Annotated in this window: 14 protein-coding genes; 2 read left to right on the top strand and 12 right to left on the bottom strand. The window is 69.5% G+C overall.

Annotation, left to right across the window (positions count from 1 at the left end; all coding sequences use genetic code 11):
• Positions 1–24: 24 nt before the first annotated feature.
• The 6 genes from IEY36_RS10405 to IEY36_RS10430 all read right to left on the bottom strand — a co-directional run bounded on the left by IEY36_RS10405 (position 25) and on the right by IEY36_RS10430 (position 5570).
• A complete protein-coding gene (locus IEY36_RS10405; protein WP_188966981.1) occupies positions 25–1164 on the bottom strand; it encodes an ABC transporter permease in 1140 nt (379 codons plus the stop codon).
• Positions 1161–2081 (bottom strand): ABC transporter ATP-binding protein, encoded by a 921-nt coding sequence (locus IEY36_RS10410; protein WP_188966982.1) that lies wholly within the window; start codon positions 2079–2081, stop codon positions 1161–1163. The genes IEY36_RS10405 and IEY36_RS10410 overlap by 4 nt, the downstream gene beginning before the upstream one ends.
• On the bottom strand, positions 2078–3025 hold the full coding sequence (locus IEY36_RS10415; RefSeq protein WP_188966983.1) for an HlyD family secretion protein: 948 nt from the start codon (positions 3023–3025) through the stop codon (positions 2078–2080). The genes IEY36_RS10410 and IEY36_RS10415 overlap by 4 nt, the downstream gene beginning before the upstream one ends.
• On the bottom strand, positions 3022–3657 hold the full coding sequence (locus IEY36_RS10420) for a TetR/AcrR family transcriptional regulator (RefSeq protein ID WP_229681240.1): 636 nt from the start codon (positions 3655–3657) through the stop codon (positions 3022–3024). Before IEY36_RS10420 ends, IEY36_RS10415 begins: the two co-directional genes overlap by 4 nt.
• A gap of 531 nt (positions 3658–4188) precedes the next feature.
• Positions 4189–4515: a hypothetical protein gene (locus tag IEY36_RS10425; RefSeq protein WP_188966984.1), complete on the bottom strand. Its 327-nt coding sequence runs from the start codon at positions 4513–4515 to the stop codon at positions 4189–4191.
• Between the two features lie 77 nt (positions 4516–4592).
• Positions 4593–5570 carry an MBL fold metallo-hydrolase gene (locus tag IEY36_RS10430; protein ID WP_188966985.1) on the bottom strand — a complete coding sequence of 326 codons (978 nt, stop codon included), beginning with the start codon at positions 5568–5570 and terminating at the stop codon, positions 4593–4595.
• A gap of 301 nt (positions 5571–5871) precedes the next feature.
• On the opposite strand from IEY36_RS10430, the gene IEY36_RS10435 reads away from it, so the two are divergent.
• The gene (locus IEY36_RS10435) at positions 5872–6774 is read left to right on the top strand and encodes an FkbM family methyltransferase (protein WP_188966986.1); all 903 of its coding nucleotides are present in this window, start codon (positions 5872–5874) and stop codon (positions 6772–6774) included.
• Here IEY36_RS10435 and IEY36_RS10440 read toward each other — a convergent pair.
• The 3 genes from IEY36_RS10440 to IEY36_RS10450 all read right to left on the bottom strand — a co-directional run bounded on the left by IEY36_RS10440 (position 6747) and on the right by IEY36_RS10450 (position 11636).
• Positions 6747–8039: a class I SAM-dependent RNA methyltransferase gene (locus IEY36_RS10440; RefSeq protein ID WP_188966987.1), complete on the bottom strand. Its 1293-nt coding sequence runs from the start codon at positions 8037–8039 to the stop codon at positions 6747–6749. The two genes, IEY36_RS10435 and IEY36_RS10440, sit on opposite strands and share 28 nt — an antisense overlap.
• A 430-nt stretch (positions 8040–8469) precedes the next feature.
• Positions 8470–9666, bottom strand: coding sequence for an acyl-CoA dehydrogenase (locus IEY36_RS10445; protein ID WP_188966988.1), 1197 nt, complete (start codon positions 9664–9666; stop codon positions 8470–8472).
• A 197-nt stretch (positions 9667–9863) separates the two neighbouring features.
• Positions 9864–11636, bottom strand: a complete 1773-nt coding sequence (locus IEY36_RS10450) for a DEAD/DEAH box helicase (protein ID WP_456307047.1) — start codon at positions 11634–11636, stop codon at positions 9864–9866.
• Positions 11637–12034: 398 nt separating this feature from the next.
• Between IEY36_RS10450 and IEY36_RS10455 the strand changes: the two genes are divergently transcribed.
• Entirely contained in the window at positions 12035–12733 is a 699-nt protein-coding gene (locus tag IEY36_RS10455) for an alpha/beta fold hydrolase (protein ID WP_188966989.1), read from the top strand.
• A 54-nt stretch (positions 12734–12787) separates the two neighbouring features.
• On the opposite strand, the gene IEY36_RS10460 is transcribed toward IEY36_RS10455, so the two are convergent.
• The 3 genes from IEY36_RS10460 to IEY36_RS10470 all read right to left on the bottom strand — a co-directional run bounded on the left by IEY36_RS10460 (position 12788) and on the right by IEY36_RS10470 (position 16264).
• Positions 12788–14209, bottom strand: a complete 1422-nt coding sequence (locus IEY36_RS10460; protein ID WP_188966990.1) for a DUF1254 domain-containing protein — start codon at positions 14207–14209, stop codon at positions 12788–12790.
• 130 nt (positions 14210–14339) lie between these two features.
• Positions 14340–15311 carry a Bug family tripartite tricarboxylate transporter substrate binding protein gene (locus IEY36_RS10465; protein WP_188966991.1) on the bottom strand — a complete coding sequence of 324 codons (972 nt, stop codon included), beginning with the start codon at positions 15309–15311 and terminating at the stop codon, positions 14340–14342.
• Positions 15311–16264 (bottom strand): ATP-grasp domain-containing protein, encoded by a 954-nt coding sequence (locus tag IEY36_RS10470; RefSeq protein WP_188966992.1) that lies wholly within the window; start codon positions 16262–16264, stop codon positions 15311–15313. Before IEY36_RS10470 ends, IEY36_RS10465 begins: the two co-directional genes overlap by 1 nt.
• Between the last annotated feature and the right edge of the window lie 55 nt (positions 16265–16319).

Genomic DNA, 16319 nt, shown 5'->3' on the forward strand with positions numbered 1-16319 from the left:
CTCGGAGGTTATCGGACGGCGCGTTCAATCCAGCGTTTGCCGGTACCGCGCCAGCGCCAGGACCGAGACCGCCGCGAGGAACACCAGCATCGGCCAGATATCGACCCAGGTATCGGCCATGGCGTTCCCCTTCAGCATCACCCCGCGCACCACGCGCAGGAAATGCGTCAGCGGCAGCGCCTCCCCGATCACCTGCGCCCAATCAGGCATGCCGCGGAACGGGAACATGAAGCCCGACATCAGGATCGACGGCAGGAAGAAGAAGAAGCTCATTTGCATCGCCTGGAGCTGATTGCGCGCGACGGTCGAGAACAGGAACCCCACCGCCAGGTTCGCGATCAGGAATACCAGCAGCCCCACCGCCAACACGATCGGCTGGCCCACCATCGGCACATTAAAGACCAGCGTCGCCGCGGTCAGGATCACCATCACCTGGATGCCGCCCACCAGGATGAAGGGCGCGAGCTTGCCGAACATCACCTCGGCCGGGCGAACCGGCATCGCCAGCAGGTTCTCCATCGTGCCGCGCTCGCGTTCGCGCGTCATGGCGAGCGCGGTCATGATGATCATCGTCATCGTCAGGATCGTGCCCATCAGCCCTGGCACGATGTTGTACTGCGTGATGCCCTCGGGGTTGTAGCGGCGCTGCACGCGCAGATCGACCGGCCCCGGCCCCCGCTGCAACGTCGCCAGCGGGCCTTCGAGCAGTGGCGCCAGCGACGATTCAAGGATCCGGTCCAGTGCGCCAACCGCATTGCCGGTCGCCGCCGGGTCGGTCGCGTCGGCCATCACCAACAGCGCAGGATGGTCGCCGCGCAGCAGGCTTCGCCCAAAACCCACGGGGATCTCGACGGCGAATTGCACCTCGCCCCGCGCCAGCAGGCGGTCGAGCTCCGCTGCATCCCGCGCGATGACCGTCACACGAAAATACGTGCTGGTCTGCATGCCGGCGACGATGGCGCGGCTGAAGCTGCTGTTGTCCTGGCTCAGTACCGCGATGGGCAGATGCCGCGGATCGGCATTGATCGCATAGCCGAACAGCATCAGCTGGATGATCGGGATGCCGACCATCATCGCGAAGGTCAGCCGGTCCCGCCGCATCTGGATGAATTCCTTCACCACCACGGCGACCAGGCGATGCCAGGCGAAATAGGGGCCGCTCACGGCTGCGCACCCGCCATCAGGTGAATGAAGGCATCCTCCAGCGACGGCTCCGACACGCTCCAGCGCAGCGTCGCCTCGGCGCGGAAGGGTGCGATCGCCGCTTCCAACGCCGTCGCGTCCGGCCCGCTGACATGCAAGGTGGCACCGAAGGGGGCCACCATCTCCACGCCCGGCCGGCCGGCGAGGTCCCGCGCCAAGGCGCCGATGCGCCGCTCCGGCCCGCTGACATGCCACGTCGACAGGCCCGAGCCGCGCACCACCTCCGCCACGCTGCCGACCGCCAGCAGTTTGCCATAGGCAAGATAGGCGATGCGGTGGCAGCGCTCCGCCTCATCCATGTAATGGGTGCTGACCAGCACCGTCATGCCGCCTTCGGCGAGCAGATGGATCTCGTCCCAGAATTCCCGCCGCGCCTTGGGATCGACGCCGGCGGTGGGCTCATCGAGCAGCAGCAGGTCCGGCTTGTGCAGCACGCAGGCCGCGAGCGCGAGGCGTTGCTTCCACCCGCCCGACAGTGTGCCGGCGAGCTGCCCGCTGCGCGCCGCCAGGCCCAGCCTGTCAAGCGCTTCCGTCACCATCGCCCGCCGCTGCGCCAGCCCGTAGAGCCGCGCGACGAAGTCGAGATTCTCGCGAATGGTCAGGTCTTCATACAGGCTGAACCGCTGCGTCATGTAGCCGACGCGTTGCTTGATCTCCCAGGACTGCGTCAGGATGTCGTGGCCGAGGCATGTCCCCGACCCGCCATCGGGCACCAGCAACCCGCACAACATGCGGATCGTGGTCGTCTTGCCGCTGCCATTGGGTCCGAGGAAGCCATGGATCTGCCCGCGTTCGACATCGAGGTCGAAGCCGTCCACCACCGCCTTGTCGCCATAGCGCTTGGTCAGGCCGCGGACGGAGATGACGGGCGCAGTCATGGCCGGAGGCGCACGCTCACCGGCTGACCAGGCGACGGCGCGCCGGGGACGTCGGCAAGCACCGCCTCGATGCGCCAGACCAGCTTGGCCCGCGTCTCGCGGCTGTAGATGACGGGCGGCGTGTATTCGGCCTCCTGCGCCACGCGGCTGATGCGCGCCGTCAGGCTGGGCGGGCAGCCGCTGCATTCGACCGCCACCGTCTCGCCCAACCGTGCCGCATTGCGCCTAGCCTCGGGCACATAGAACACCACCTTGGTCGCATCGCGCGGCAGCAGGCTGATGACGGTGCCGCTGCCGGGCACCCATTCGCCGCTGCGCCGCACGACGTCATCCACCACGCCGGCGGCGGGGCTGTTGACGCTGCGCTGCGTCAGGTGCCACTCGGCCTGTTCGAGGGCCGCCCGCGCCGCCTCGACCGCCGCGCGGGCTGCGGCGATGCGGTCCGCCCGCGCCGGCAGTCGCGCGGTCGCCAGGTCGGCGCGGATGCGGTTGCGTCGAGCCTCCGCCTGTTCGGCCGCCGCGCGCGCCTGGTCGAGCGTCTGTTCTGACGCAACCCGGGTGCGCGCCAGCGTCTCCTGCCGCGCGAGCTGCTGGCGGGCCAGTTCAAGCGACGCCTCCGCCTCGGCGAGCTGCGCCTCGATCGAGGCGATCTCCTCCGGCCGTGCGCCCTTGAGCAGGTCGGCGAGGTCGCTTTCCGCCTTCTCCAGCGTGGCGCGGGCCTGCGCCGCCGTCGCGCGTTGCAGGGCGTCGTCCAGGCTGAACAACGGCGCGCCGGCGGCGACCTGCGCCCCATTCGCCACCGGCACCGCGGTCAGCCAACCGGCCTCGGGGGCCGCGATGCGCAGGTAGTCCGCATCGACATAGCCCTGGAAACTGCCTTCGTCCGGCGGCTTGTCGCAGCCGGCGATCGTCAGTGCCACGAGCAGCCAGGCCATCCGCTTCATGACGCGGCCTCCGGGGCGATGCCACGCAGGAACAGCTCAAGATGCAGCCCGAGCATGCTCTCCGTCGGCAGTGGGGCATCCTCCACCGCGGCGAAGGTCGCGCGCCACAGCGCGCTGAGGACCATGGGGGCAAGAAACAACCGGGCCGTGAGCTGTGGGTCGAGCGGGCGGAACTCGCCCGCCGCCATCCCCTGTTCGAGGATGCCGGCGACCAGGGCGAGGCCACGCGCCACCACTTCCCGCCGATAGAAGCGGGCCATGTCGGGGAAATTGCCGGCCTCGGCCAGCACCAGCCGGGGCAAGGCGACCAGGCGCGGGTCCGCCGTCACCCGCGAGAAGGCCTGCACCAATATCCCCAGCCGGGCGGTGGCGGAACCGGCCTCGGTCGTCATCGCCGCCTGGAGGCGCTCGATCACCGGCAACAGGTTGCTGCGCACCAGCGCCTCGAAGACCGCTTCCTTGGAGGGGAAGTAGAGGTAGATCGTGCCCTTCGACACGCCGGCGCGGGAGGCGATGTCCTCCATGCGCGTCGCGGCGAAGCCCTTCTCTCGAAAGGTGTCGAGCGCGGCATCGAGCAATTCGGCCGGTCGGGCTTCCTTGCGGCGCTGTCGGGGACGTGGGGCGGCCAGCATGACGGCCTTCTAATGACTGACTGGATAGTCATTAGAGAGGAGGGTCAATTGCGTCAAGTGAAACCCGTCGCCCGACGTGCTGCGCCCAGCGCGGCCCGCGCCGTGACGCGGAATGTGTGATCGAACGACAGGAAACGACCGCGCGCCACATCGGCCACACGCGCACGCAGCGCCATCCGGCCGGACAAAGCCGCCGCATATCAACGCCGGCAGGAAGGACGACGCCTGATGGCCGAGGTGCGGCAGGCGGGCGCATGACGCCCCGTCGGCCAGCGCGACGCCACCTGCCTTGCCATGATCGGCGGCGGATCAGCGGCCGGCCGGCGCGAACCCTGTCCAATTGGCGTGACGCCTGGCGGTCGAGATGCACGCATCACGCGGGCCGAAGCGGTACCGACGCCGGTGAACCGCCGTCATGTCCTGCCGCCTGACGCTCTACGGGCCTCGTTCTCCGGCTTCCGGCCCTTGTCGGCAACGGCCTGCCTTTTCGCCCCACGCGCTGGAACTCCACGAATGGGGGCGGCGAGGACCCTAGCTCGTCGCCGGTCCGCAGCGCCGCCACAGCGGATCAAGCCCGGCCGCCTGTACCTGCATCAGATCTTCCCCGCGGAGGCGCATGACAACGCGGCCGCCGCCGCCCGGTTCGCCGGGTGGCGCATCATAGGCGAAGTCATGCCTTCCATATTCGCCCTGCATCCGTGCGCCGCCGGGGGTGACGATGCTCGGACCGCTGATGCTCAGGCGCATGCCACGTTCCGTGCACCAATGCCCGTCGATCGAATCAGCCGCCGCCGGCCGCGCCAGCAGCAGCGCCAAGGATGTGATCAACGTGAAGACGAGAGGGCGGAAGGGTCGCATCGCAGGATCCTCTGGGCCACGAAGCCTAGACCGGCCGGCCCCCCTTCCGCCACATCAGCCTTACCACCGCATGGCGATCAGACGGCGCTCGACCAATCCGCCGGAACGAAGCGGTAGCCGGCGCCTGCCCGCGCCACATACCCGTTGGCCGGGAAGGGGAAGTGGTAGCCGGTGATGCGAATGCGGTCGGTCGCCACCATGTCGAGCACGCGCCGCCGCGATGCCGCCGCCAAGTCGGCATCGAAGTCGAAGACGATCTGCCACTCCGGATGGGCCATCATGATCTCCGGGCGATTGGTGATATCCGCGACGAACATCATCTGCTGGTCGCCATCGGCGATGCGGAAGATGGTGTGGCCCGGCGTATGGCCCGGCGCGGCAATGGCGGTGATACCTGGGATCACCTCGGCCCCGGTCTGGAACGGTGTCACGCTGCCCTGATAGGGCGCAAAGCACCGCGCCGCATTGGCGAAGGTGCCGCGCTGGCCTTCGGGGCTGCGGGTGGTGTTGCCGGCATCGGTCCACCACGCCCATTCCGGGGCGGGCACCAGCACCTGGGCGTTGGGGAAGGCGCGACCGCCCGCCGCGTTCAGCAACCCGTTGACGTGGTCGCCATGGAAATGGCTGTGGATCACATGCGTCACGCGGGCCGGGTCGATCCCGGCCGCGGCCATGTTGGCGATCATTCGCCCATTCGTCGCCCCCGCAGGCGTCACGCCATTGCCGGCGTCGAACACGGCGATGGTGTCGCCGCGCTGCACGAAGGTGATGGTGAACGGGATCACCTGGCGATCGGCCGGCAGGAAGGCCGCCGCGGCCGCGGCCTGCACCTCCGGCAACGGCGCATTGCGCACGAAGCCTTCCAGCGGCCGTGCGAAGAATCCGTCATGCACCATCGTCACCAGGTTCCCGCCGACGCGGAACCGATAGAAGCCCGGCCCCTGGGCCGGCGCGGCCGCTACCGCGGGCACCTGTGCGGCGGCAGGGCGGAACAGCAGCGGCGCGGCGACGAGCCCCGTGCCGGCGAACAAGGCGTGGCGGCGATTCATGGCCATCAGGCTGACTCCCTCGTGATGGATCACTGTTCAGGATGGTTCGGGGTTGCCGTCAAACAAGACGCCACTATGGCGCAATGCCTTGCAACCATCGCCCTGTGGTGAGATTTTACTGCTGGGCAGACAACATCCTGCAAAAGACCAAGGAATACCGGTGCCGAAGGACAATCCACCGCTACCGATGGAATTGGACGAAGCTCCTCGTGCAGGCGTCGTACCACGCTTTCTGTCCTGGCTCTTCGCAACAACGCCCCGCCAGAGCCGCGGGGCGATCCATGGAACGCACGAGGAATTGTTCCGCATGCGTGGCGAGATCGCCGTGCTGCGCGCGACCATGGAGGCCGTGCGCGCCGAGGTCGGCCGCCGCGACATCGCGACGCTCGAGGAATTGCTGCGTACCGGCAATCGACGCGAGATTGAGGCGCTCATCCGTGACCGAACCCAGACCGTGCCGCTGCCCGATGGCTCCGTGCTGTGTCGCGTCCTTGGCCGCTTCAAGATGTTCGTCGACGCCGCCGATGTCGGTATCGCGCCCCATCTCCTGCTCGACGGCTATTGGCAGTATTGGGTGACGGAATTCGTCTGCCGCAACGTCGCCCGTGGCGAGACCGCCTACGATGTCGGCGCCATCTACGGTTATTGGAGCCTGGTGCTGGCGGACCTGGTCGGCAGCGAGGGCCGGGTCGTGGCGCTCGAGGCCAATCCCTGGCTGCATTGGCTGCTGCGGCGCAACGTCCATGTGAACGGCCTCGGCCGCATCATCACCACCGAGCGCGTCGCCGCCGCCGAGGCACCGCACGCCACGATGAACGTGCCGGCCCTGCTGGTCGGACCGCAGAACGGCCGCTTCGCCAGCGCCTTCACCACCGAAGCCAGCCGCACCCACTGCACCGCGCCGGCCAAGGCGTTGCAGGACATCGAGCCCGGCAGCGTGGATTTCCTGCGCATCGGCGCCACCGCGCAGCCTGACCGCGTCGTCGCCGGTCTTGGCGGCCTGCTCGACCGCAGCCCCGGCCTGCGCATCATGCTCGACTTCGACGCCAATCTCTGCGCCGAGGCGCCGGCGCTGCTCGAAGCCCTGTCGGCCCGCTACCCGCTGCGCTTTGTCGACGGCGATTCCCTGGCGAAGCCCTGCACGGTCGAGGACGTGCTCGCCCGCCGCCGTGTCACCACGCTCTACCTGTCGCGCATCGAACCGCGCTGAGGCGTCCGCGTGAAGGCCACCACGGCCTCCAGCTGCGCCGAATGCACAAACTGGTCGATCGGCGTCGCCGCTGACAACGCCCAGCCCGCCTGCGCGAAGGCCTTCGCATCGCGGGCCAGCGCCGCCGGGTTGCACGACACATAAATCACCACCGGCACCGCGCTGCGCGCCAGCAGCGGCACCTGTTCCGGCGCGCCGCCATAGGGCGGGTCCAACACCACCGCGGCAAAGCCGGCGAGTTCCGCCACCGTCAACGGCTGGCGGTCGAGATCCCTCCGCTGCGCCGTGACGCGCACACCGGCGCGCCCGGCGGCGGTGCCGAGCGCGGCGACGGCGCTGGCCTCACTCTCGAAGGCGGTGACGCGCCCGCGCGCGGCGAGCGGTACCGACAGCGTGCCAAGCCCCGCATGCAGGTCGGCGATCCGGCCGCGCCCGACTAGCCTGGCCGGCAATGCCGCCAGCACGGCGGCGATGATCGCGGCCTCCCCCTCCGGGCTCGCCTGCAGGAAGGCGCCCGGGGCAGGAGTAAGCTCGGCCCCCGACAGCAGGATGGTCGCCGGCCCGCTCTGCACGGCCACTTCCGCCACGCCATCCTTTAGCGCCCAGGCGATCCGCGGGATGCCGGCCTGCGTCGCGAAATGGGCGAGGGTCACCCGCTCGGCCGCGGTCAACGGCCCATCGGTGCGCAGCACTAGGTCAGGCCCGGTATCGAGCAAGTTCACCACTACCGAGCCGTCCCGCCGCAGCGCCGCGAGCCGGCGCAGCATCTCGCGCAGCGGGCCGATCAGGGCGGTGATGCGGGGGTCGAGCACCGTGCAGCCGGCGAGGTCGAGCAATTGCGCGCTGCCGGCCAGGTGAAAGCCGAGGGCGACGCCATCCGGCCCGCGCCGCACCGCGAAGTCGGCACGCCGGCGGCGGCCGGGCGGGGTGGTCATGGTCTCCGCCACGGCGGCATCCGGGTAGCCGGCGCGCGCCAGCGCCTCGCGCAGCCGGTCGCGCTTCCAGCCGGCCTGGGCGGCCGGCGCCCAATGCTGCACGGCGCAGCCGCCGCAGCCCTGTTCGAAATGCGGGCAGGGCGGCGCGACCCGGTCGGGGGAGGGGGTGAGGATCGCCTCGACCACGCCGGCCTGGCCATCGCCGCGCTTGCCGATCAGGCGCGCTTCCACCACCTCGCCCGGCAGGGCGCGGGGAATGAAGACCGGGCCGGCCTCCGTGCGGGCGATGCCGTCGCCGCCGGCGCCGATGGCAGTGACTGTCAGGCGCATGATGTGGGGGCCTCGATGAGAATGCGGCGGCGCGCCCGGGCGCCGTCGCGAAAGGTGAGCGGCCGGGGCGCTTCCGCCGGGAGTGTAGCCGCGCCAACCCTGTTGCGATCACCAGCGTCACTCATTCGCGTGATGCCGGGTCGGGTCAGCGGAAGCCTGTCGGCGTAGACCATTGTCATCGCGCCAGCCGGCAGCATGACGACGTGAACGCCCGCACCGGCGCCGGCCAGCGGCTCTAGGGCCGCTGCCGTTCCCGACGGCCCACGGAACCCTTTCTGGCCAATGGTTCTGGCGAACATCGTCAGCCGATCAGGCGATTTCACCCGATCGGGATCTGCTCCAGGAAACCGGCAACCGGAACCTGGAACAGTCTCGCGCCAAGTGGCGCCGCTCGAGGGGGTGCATGCCCGCCGAACGGAGCAGCCTCGGTTCAGCCGCCGAAAGCGTTCAGACCGGTCTGCGCCCTGCCGAGGATCAGCGCATGAACGTCATGCGTGCCTTCGTAGGTGTTGACCGTCTCGAGGTTCATCACGTGACGGATCACATGGTACTCGTCCACGATCCCGTTGCCGCCATGCATGTCCCGGGCGACGCGGGCGATATCGAGCGACTTGCCGCAATTGTTGCGCTTCACCAGGGAGATCATCTCCGGCGCCGCCTTGTGTTCGTCCATCAGCCGGCCGACACGCAGCACGGCATGCAGGCCGAGGGTGATCTCGGTCATCATGTCGGCGAGCTTCTTCTGGATGAGCTGCGTCGCCGCCAGCGGCTTGCCGAACATCTTGCGATTCATCGTGTAGTCGCGCGCGCGGTGCCAGCAATCCTCGGCCGCACCAAGCGAGCCCCACGCGATGCCGTAGCGCGCGCGATTGAGGCATTGGAACGGCCCCGCCAGCGACTTCACGCCCGGCAGCTTGTTCTCCTCCGGCACAAACACGTCATCCATCATGATCATGCCGGTGACGGAGGCGCGCAGCGAGAACTTGCCCTCGATCTTGGGGAAGGTCAGCCCCTTCATGCCGCGTTCGAGCACGAAGCCGCGCAGCACGCCGTCATCATCCTTCGCCCAGACCACGGCGACATCGGCGATCGGGGAATTGGTGATCCAGGTCTTGGAGCCGGACAGGATGTAGCCGCCATCGACCGCCTTCGCGCGCGTGCGCATCGAGGACGGGTCGGAGCCGGCATCGGGCTCGGTCAGGCCGAAGCAGCCGACCCATTCGCCGGTGCGCAGCTTGGGCAGGTACTTGTCCTTCTGGGCTTCCGACCCGAAGGCGTGGATCGGGTACATCACCAGCGAGGACTGCACGGAGAAGGCCGAGCGATAGCCGGAATCGACGCGCTCGACCTCACGCGCCATCAGCCCGTAGGCGACATAGCCGACACCGGCGCAGCCATGGCTGTCCAGCGTGGCGCCGAGGAAGCCCATCTCGCCGAACTCATTCATGATCTCGCGGTGGAAGTGTTCCTTGCGGAAGGCTTCCTGGACGCGCGGCAGCAGCTTTTCCTGGCAGAAATCCCGCGCGCTGTCGCGGATCATGCGCTCGTCTTCGGTGAGCGCTTCATCGAGCAGCAGCGGGTCGTCCCACACGAATTGCGCACGGGCGGGCTTGGCGACGACGTTCATGGGGCGTCCTCCGGCAATCGGCCGGCGGGAATACTCCGTCCGGCATACGGGTCATGGTGGAGCCGGGCGCATATCACGCCCGGTACGTGTAGACCTAGAGCGTGATGCGTTCACCTTCGTTCATGCATCACGCTCCAACCAATTGTCTGACAGCGTGATTCAGACCTTCGGCGCCTTCGCACCTGCAGCCGTCACAGTCAGGCAGCCTCGGTCTCGGGTGCGCTGTCGGCGACCGGCGCGTCGGAAGGCTTGTCAGCGCGCGGGCGCGGCAACGGGATCAGCATGAAGGCCGGCACGGCGTCGCCGAAGCCCACCACCGACGGGCCAAGATCCTCCTGGCGATACCGGCGCTCGCCGCGCGGCGCCTCACGGTCGCGCTCCCGCTCGCGGCGCGGATCACGGTCCTGGCGCGCCGGCTCGGCGGTCTCGCGCTCGATGCGTGCGCTGCGTTCGGCGCGGTCGCCTCGCTCGGGGCGTTCCGTCCGCTCGGGACGCTCGGCCCGCTCGCGACGAGGGCGCGGAGCCTCCGCGACCACCTCCTCGCGCTCACGCGCAGGGGCGGCCTCGCGGGCCGCGGCGGCACGCGGCGCACGTTCGCGCGTGGGGCCGTCACGCCGGGTGGACGAAGACCGCCCGCCCTCACGGCGATCACCGCCACGGCCCTTGGCCGGCCCGGCGGAACGGCCGCGGCCACGACCCTTGGGCGCGTTGCGCGCTTCCTCGATCTCTTCCTCGGGCACGACGTCGAGACCCTCGACGGCCATGCGCGGGATCGGCTTGCCGGTCAGCTTCTCGATCGCCGCCACGTTGCGCGCGTCATCGGCGGTCGCGATGGTGTAGGCGTGGCCCTCGCGGCCCGCACGACCGGTGCGGCCGATGCGATGCACGTAGTCCTCGTCGCGGAACGGCACGTCGAAGTTGAAGACGTGGCTCAACCCGCCGATGTCGATGCCGCGCGCCGCGACGTCGGAACACACCAGCAGCTGCAGTTCATTCGCCTTGAAGGCGTTGAGCGTCGCGAAGCGGGTGGACTGGTCCATGTCGCCATGCAGCGCGCCGACGGAGAAGCCGTGCTTCTTCAGCGACTTGTAAAGGATGTCGACCTCGATCTTCTTGTTGCAGAAGATCAGCGCGTTCTGCACCTTCTCGACGCGGATCATGCGCCGCAGTGCCTCGCGCTTATCGTGCGGCTGCACATAGACCAGGCCGGCCACGATCGTCGTTGCGACGGAGGCCGGCGCCGAGACGGTGATCTCCTTTGGGTTCGACAGGAAGGCATCGGCCAGGCGACGGATCTCGGGCGCCATGGTGGCGGAGAAGAACAGCGTCTGGCGGATCTTCGGGATCATCGAGACGATGCGCTCGACATCGGGGATGAACCCCATGTCCAGCATGCGGTCGGCCTCGTCGATCACCAGCAACTTCACATCCGCCATCAGGATGCGGCCGCGGTCGAACAGGTCGAGCAGCCGGCCCGGCGTCGCGATCAGCACATCGACGCCCTTCTCGAGCACGTCGCGCTGGTCGTTCATGCTCTCCCCGCCGATCAGCAGGGCATGGTTGAGCTTGAGGTACTTGCCGTATTTCTCGAAATTCTCGGCGACCTGCAGCGCGAGTTCGCGCGTCGGCTCCAGGATCAGCGAGCGCGGCATGCGCGCCTTGGCCCGGCTGCCGGTCAGGATGTCGAGCATCGGCAGCACGAAGGATGCGGTCTTGCCGGTGCCGGTCTGCGCGCAGCCCAGCACGTCGCGGCCCATCATCACCCAGGGGATCGCGTGTTCCTGGATCGGCGTGGGGTGGATGTAGCCCGATTCCTCGACGGCGCGGAGCAACTCCGGCGACAGGCCGATATCGGCGAAGGTCGTGCGCGGGCGCTCGTCCTCCTCCTCATCTTCCTCTTCGGAATACTCCGGGACGTCATCCTCGGTATCCGGCGCGGCGATGACCTCGACGGCTGGCGCACCAGCCAAGGCGAGCAGGTCAGGCTGGGTAGCCGGCGGCTCCACCGGCGCGGATCTGGCGGGCGGTTCGGCGGCAACCGGCTCGGCCGCGGGGGGCGCGGTGTCGGTCCCGGTCACAGCCACAATGGCCTCGGGGGCGGTATCCGGCTGAGCCGGGGCGTCGGCCGCTTCCGCGGCCGTAAGAGGAAGCTCGTTCAACGGTGCTCTTTTCCATGGGCCCGCCGTAGCGGGGCCGATAGCGGGGTGCGGTGGGTGGCCGAGCCCCGGTCAGGGCGCACTCCGGGGCCGGCTATCCGGCCCGCCAATCCACGAGCGCGCCGGATATGCGCCGCTTTGGGCGGAAGATCAAGGTTTTCCGCGCCTCGCGCCACATGGACGGGCCGGCCGCGCCGCGATAGAGCCGGTCCATGACCCGCCCTGCCTCCCTGCTCCTGCTGCCCGGCCTGCTCTGCGACGCCCGGCTGTGGCGCGATCAGGTCGCCGCCCTGGCGCCGCTCGCGATACCCGTGGTCGCCGACCTCACTCTCGATGACCGGATCGAGGCGATGGCCGCCCGCGCCCTCGCTGCGCTGGCGGGCCCCTTCGCCCTCGCCGGCCTGTCGATGGGCGGCTATGTCGCGCTCGAGATCATGCGTCAGGCGCCCGGGCGGGTGACGCGCCTGGCATTGTTCGACACCGGCGCCCGCGCCGACACCGACGAACAGAAGCGCCGCCGCCGCGGCCTGATCTCGCTGTCCCGTTCCGGCCAGTTCCGCGGGGTCACGCCACGGCTGCTGCCCTCGCTCATCCACCCTTCGCGCCTCGACGGTCCGCTCGCCGACGAGGTGATGGAGATGGCCGAACGCGTCGGCAAGGAAGCCTTCCTGCGCCAGCAGGAAGCGATCATGCACCGCATCGATTCCCGGCCGCATCTGTCGCGCATCGCGGTGCCGACGCTGGTGGGCGTGGGCCAGGACGACGCGCTGACCCCGCCGCCGCTCGCCGCTGAGATGGCCGCGCTGATCCCCGGCGCGCGGCTGCGCCACTTCACCGATGCCGGGCACCTGCCGACGATGGAGACGCCCGAGGCGGTGAACGCCGCGCTCGCCGCCTGGCTCACTGCCTAGGCGCGGGCCGCATCCACCTCGCGCGGCCCTGGGCCGACGCGCGCTCGGTGACCGTCATCCGACGCGCACGATCCCGGGCGCTTGCCATTGGCCCTGGCCGATCGGCAGCAGGGACGGCTGCTCGGTCTTCGGCCAGTAGAGGCGCATGACGATGTAGATTGGCCCATTCGGTGCCGGCAGCCAGTTCGGCCGCAGCTCGGCCCCGGGATCGTCCTTCTGGATGTGCAGGGTCACCCCGCCATCCGCATTGCGCTTCATCTGCGACAGCATCGGCGTGTTGATCAGGTAGCGGTCGATCGGGTTCTGGACCAGCAACTGGTTCCCACCATGGTACATCGTCACTGACCAGAAGGCGTTGACGGGCGGCAGCTGGTTCGCTGCGAAGGTCAGCGTGTAGCGGCCCTTGCTGCCATCGAGTTCCGCCCCCGCCGCGTCGCGGCGCGTGAAGGGATACGTCGCCTCCTCGGTGGAATTGCCGTAGATGCCGGCCTTGGCGGCGACCGCGCGCAGCATCCAGTCGCCGTTATAGGCCTCGGGCGCGCCGGGGATCGGCGTGACGCGCCAGCCATTCATCGCCACGCCGGCGGCGGCAACCGCGGCCTCCACCTTGCGCTCGCCCTCGATGGCGCCGGCGGTGAGCTCGAGCCGGTCGATCAGCGAGGACGGCAGCGCGGCACCTGTGCCGGTGATGCCGATCGTCGCCAGCTGCGCGCGGACTGCCGCCTCGTTGGGCTGCGGCGCGTTGAACTGCAGCGCGAAGGCCAGGTAGTCGAAGAAGTGGCGCTTGGCGAGCTCGGCGTTGATGCGCGGCCAGCTGATCTCGGGCGCGGCCGGCGGGGCGGGCTGGCGTAGGAAGGCCGAGAGAGGCTCCACCTTGTAGCCGCGCTGCACGGCCACGACGTTCGGCATGTCGTCCGCGCCGAAGAGTTGGGTACGGAAGATCGTCAGCGCGAATTGTGTCGTGGAACGGATCACGCCCTTGATGCCGAGCGGCGTCGCCCCCTGCCATTCGGGGCCGGCGACCATCCAAGTGCCCGCGCCCTGACCCGTGGTGCGGCTGCCGATGTAGCCGACATTGTAGGTGTTGCCGTCGCAGACCTGGACCGAGAAGTAGCGCCCGGCCGGCACGTCGGGGACCGAGATCACCACCGGCTCGGCGCGCAGGTCGAGCCAGCTCATCGAATAGGGCGTGTCGCTGTTCGGCGTCGGAACGGCGGTGTCGCGCCAGGTGAAGACCTGCGCATCGTTCCAGATGGTGTTGAAGGGCGCCTTGAACTGCCCGCTGTTCCGGTCGATCGCGAACTCGTACATTACAGTGTAGTTCATCACGATCGGCAGTCCGAAGACCAAGGCCGCCTCGGCGATTTCGAAGGCGCCGACGATGCCGGGGCGGCTGGCCTGCGCGACCGCGAGGCGCGGCAGGCCGAGAGTGGCGCCGGCCAGGGCGGATGCGCGGATCAGGTCGCGTTTCTTCATGCGACGGGCCTCGATTGTGACAGCGGCGTGGACTCGGCGTCGTGGTGACCCGTGCCGTGATCGCAACCGTAGCAGCGCCGCAACGGTGCCGCATCCCTGAAGCCCTATCCGTTTCCGGCACGCCGGCGCATCACGGCTCCACCGTAATGCCGACCTCGCGGATCAGCGCCCCCCACCGCGCATCTTCCGCAGTGATGCGCGCCGCCAGTGTCACCCGACCCGATGCCACCGGCTCCACCCCCAGCGCCCGGAAGCGCGCCAGCAGCGCCGGGTCGGCCATCGCCTGGGCCACTGCCGCCTCAATTCTTGCAGCGAGCGGTTCCGGCAGCCCGGCCGGTGCCCCCACCGCGATCCAGGACAGCGCCTCGAACCCTGGCAGGCGCGAGGCGATCGCGGGCAGTTCCGGCGCCAGCGCGCTCGGCTGCAGCGAGGTCACCGCCACGCCGCGCGTCCGGCCACTGGTGATGCCGGGCAGGGAGGTCGGCAGCCCGTCCAACATCACAGGCACGCGCCCGGCGATCAGGTCGCGCTGCGCGTCCGGGCTGCCGCGGTAATGAATGAATTCGCAGCGCCCGCCGATCTCGCGCATCAGCCAGGCCATGGCGAGATGCGGCACGACGCCTGCCCCGGAAGTTGCGCAAAGCGGAGGCTGCGGCTGCGCGCGCACCCAGGCGGCGAAATCATCCAGCGTCTCCACCGGCAGCGATGGATGCACCACCAGCACCCCGGGGAAGGAGGCGAAATGGCTGATCGGCGTGAAATCCCGCGCCGGGTCGAAGCCCAACTCCGGATACAGATGCCGGTTGATCGACACAGTCGCGGCCAGCAGCGTCCCCAGCGTCGCTCCATCGGGGGCAGCGCGGGCCAGTGCCTGCGCGGCGAGGTTGCCCGCCGCCCCTGGCCGGTTCTCGACGACGATCGCCCGGCCGAGCAGCGGCGCCATCCGGTCGGTCAGCAGCCGGGTCAGGAGGTCCGGCCCGCTGCCGGCGGGCAGCCCGACCAGCCAGCGGATCGGGCGGGTGTCGTGCGCGGCCTCCTCAGCGAGCGCCGGGGCGGCGAGGGAGAGGCCCGCCGCCAGGGCGAACAGCGTGCGGCGAAACATCACGCCGCCTCCGCCGCGCGGGGCCGCAGGGCGAGCAGGTGGCGCACCACCGCATCGGTGGCCGAGACACCGGCGCGGCGCTCCGCCTCACCATTGTAGTTGGTGTTGGTGTTCACGTCGTAGGCGAAGGTCTGTCCGGCGGCATCGGTGATGAACTCGATTGCGCCCACGCCGATGCCGCTGGCGGCGAGGAACACCTCCATGCGCGGGATCAGCGGATGGGTGAAGCCGTTGAGGATGCGGAACTTCTCACCCGGCGCCACCGCCGGGCAGGCGGCGCCCTCGGGGATGGCGCAGGCATCGGCGGGGCACAGCTCGAACCCTTCCGAGGTATCCACCCGCACCGCATAGAGCAACCGCCCGCCGACGAATTCGGCGCGGGTGATGAAGGGCTCCGGCGCGGCGATATAGCGCTGCACCAGCCAGATCCCGTCGCGCGGGCTGCCATGCGGGTCCTCATTGGCGGCGATGCGGGCGATCGCCTGCTGCAGCGCGGCCGGGCTCTTCACCAACTGCACGCCGAGGCCCTTGCCGGCGCGATTATGCTTGAGGATGAGCGGGAAGCCGATGCGCGCGGCGGCCTCGCGCAGGTGCTCCTCGCCGACCACGGCGATGGTGGCCGGCGTCGGGACGCCATGCGCGGCGAGCGCCTCATACTGCGCGACCTTGGAGACCTCGAGTTGCAGCGCGCGCCGCCCATTCACCACGGTTCGGCCATGGCGTTCCAGCCATTCGATCACCGCGCCCGCATATTCCGGCGCATAGGTATGCCCGCGCGTGTGCGAGGAAGCCGACATGCGGTTGTAGAAGACCGCCGCCGGCGGGGGCCGCGTCAGGTCGAGCAGGCCACGGTCGAGGTGCCATTCCTCGTGCGCCACGCCGGCGGCGAGGAAGGAGGCCCGCAGCGGGTCGAGCCAAGCGTCGTTTTCATGGATGACGAAGATCTGCGGCATGAGGGGCGGTCCGGTTGGTTTCCCCAAAATAGAAAGACATTTCTAAGTGAGCCCG

The organism is Neoroseomonas lacus (assembly GCF_014644535.1).
Taxonomy (GTDB): Bacteria; Pseudomonadota; Alphaproteobacteria; order Acetobacterales; family Acetobacteraceae; genus Neoroseomonas; species Neoroseomonas lacus.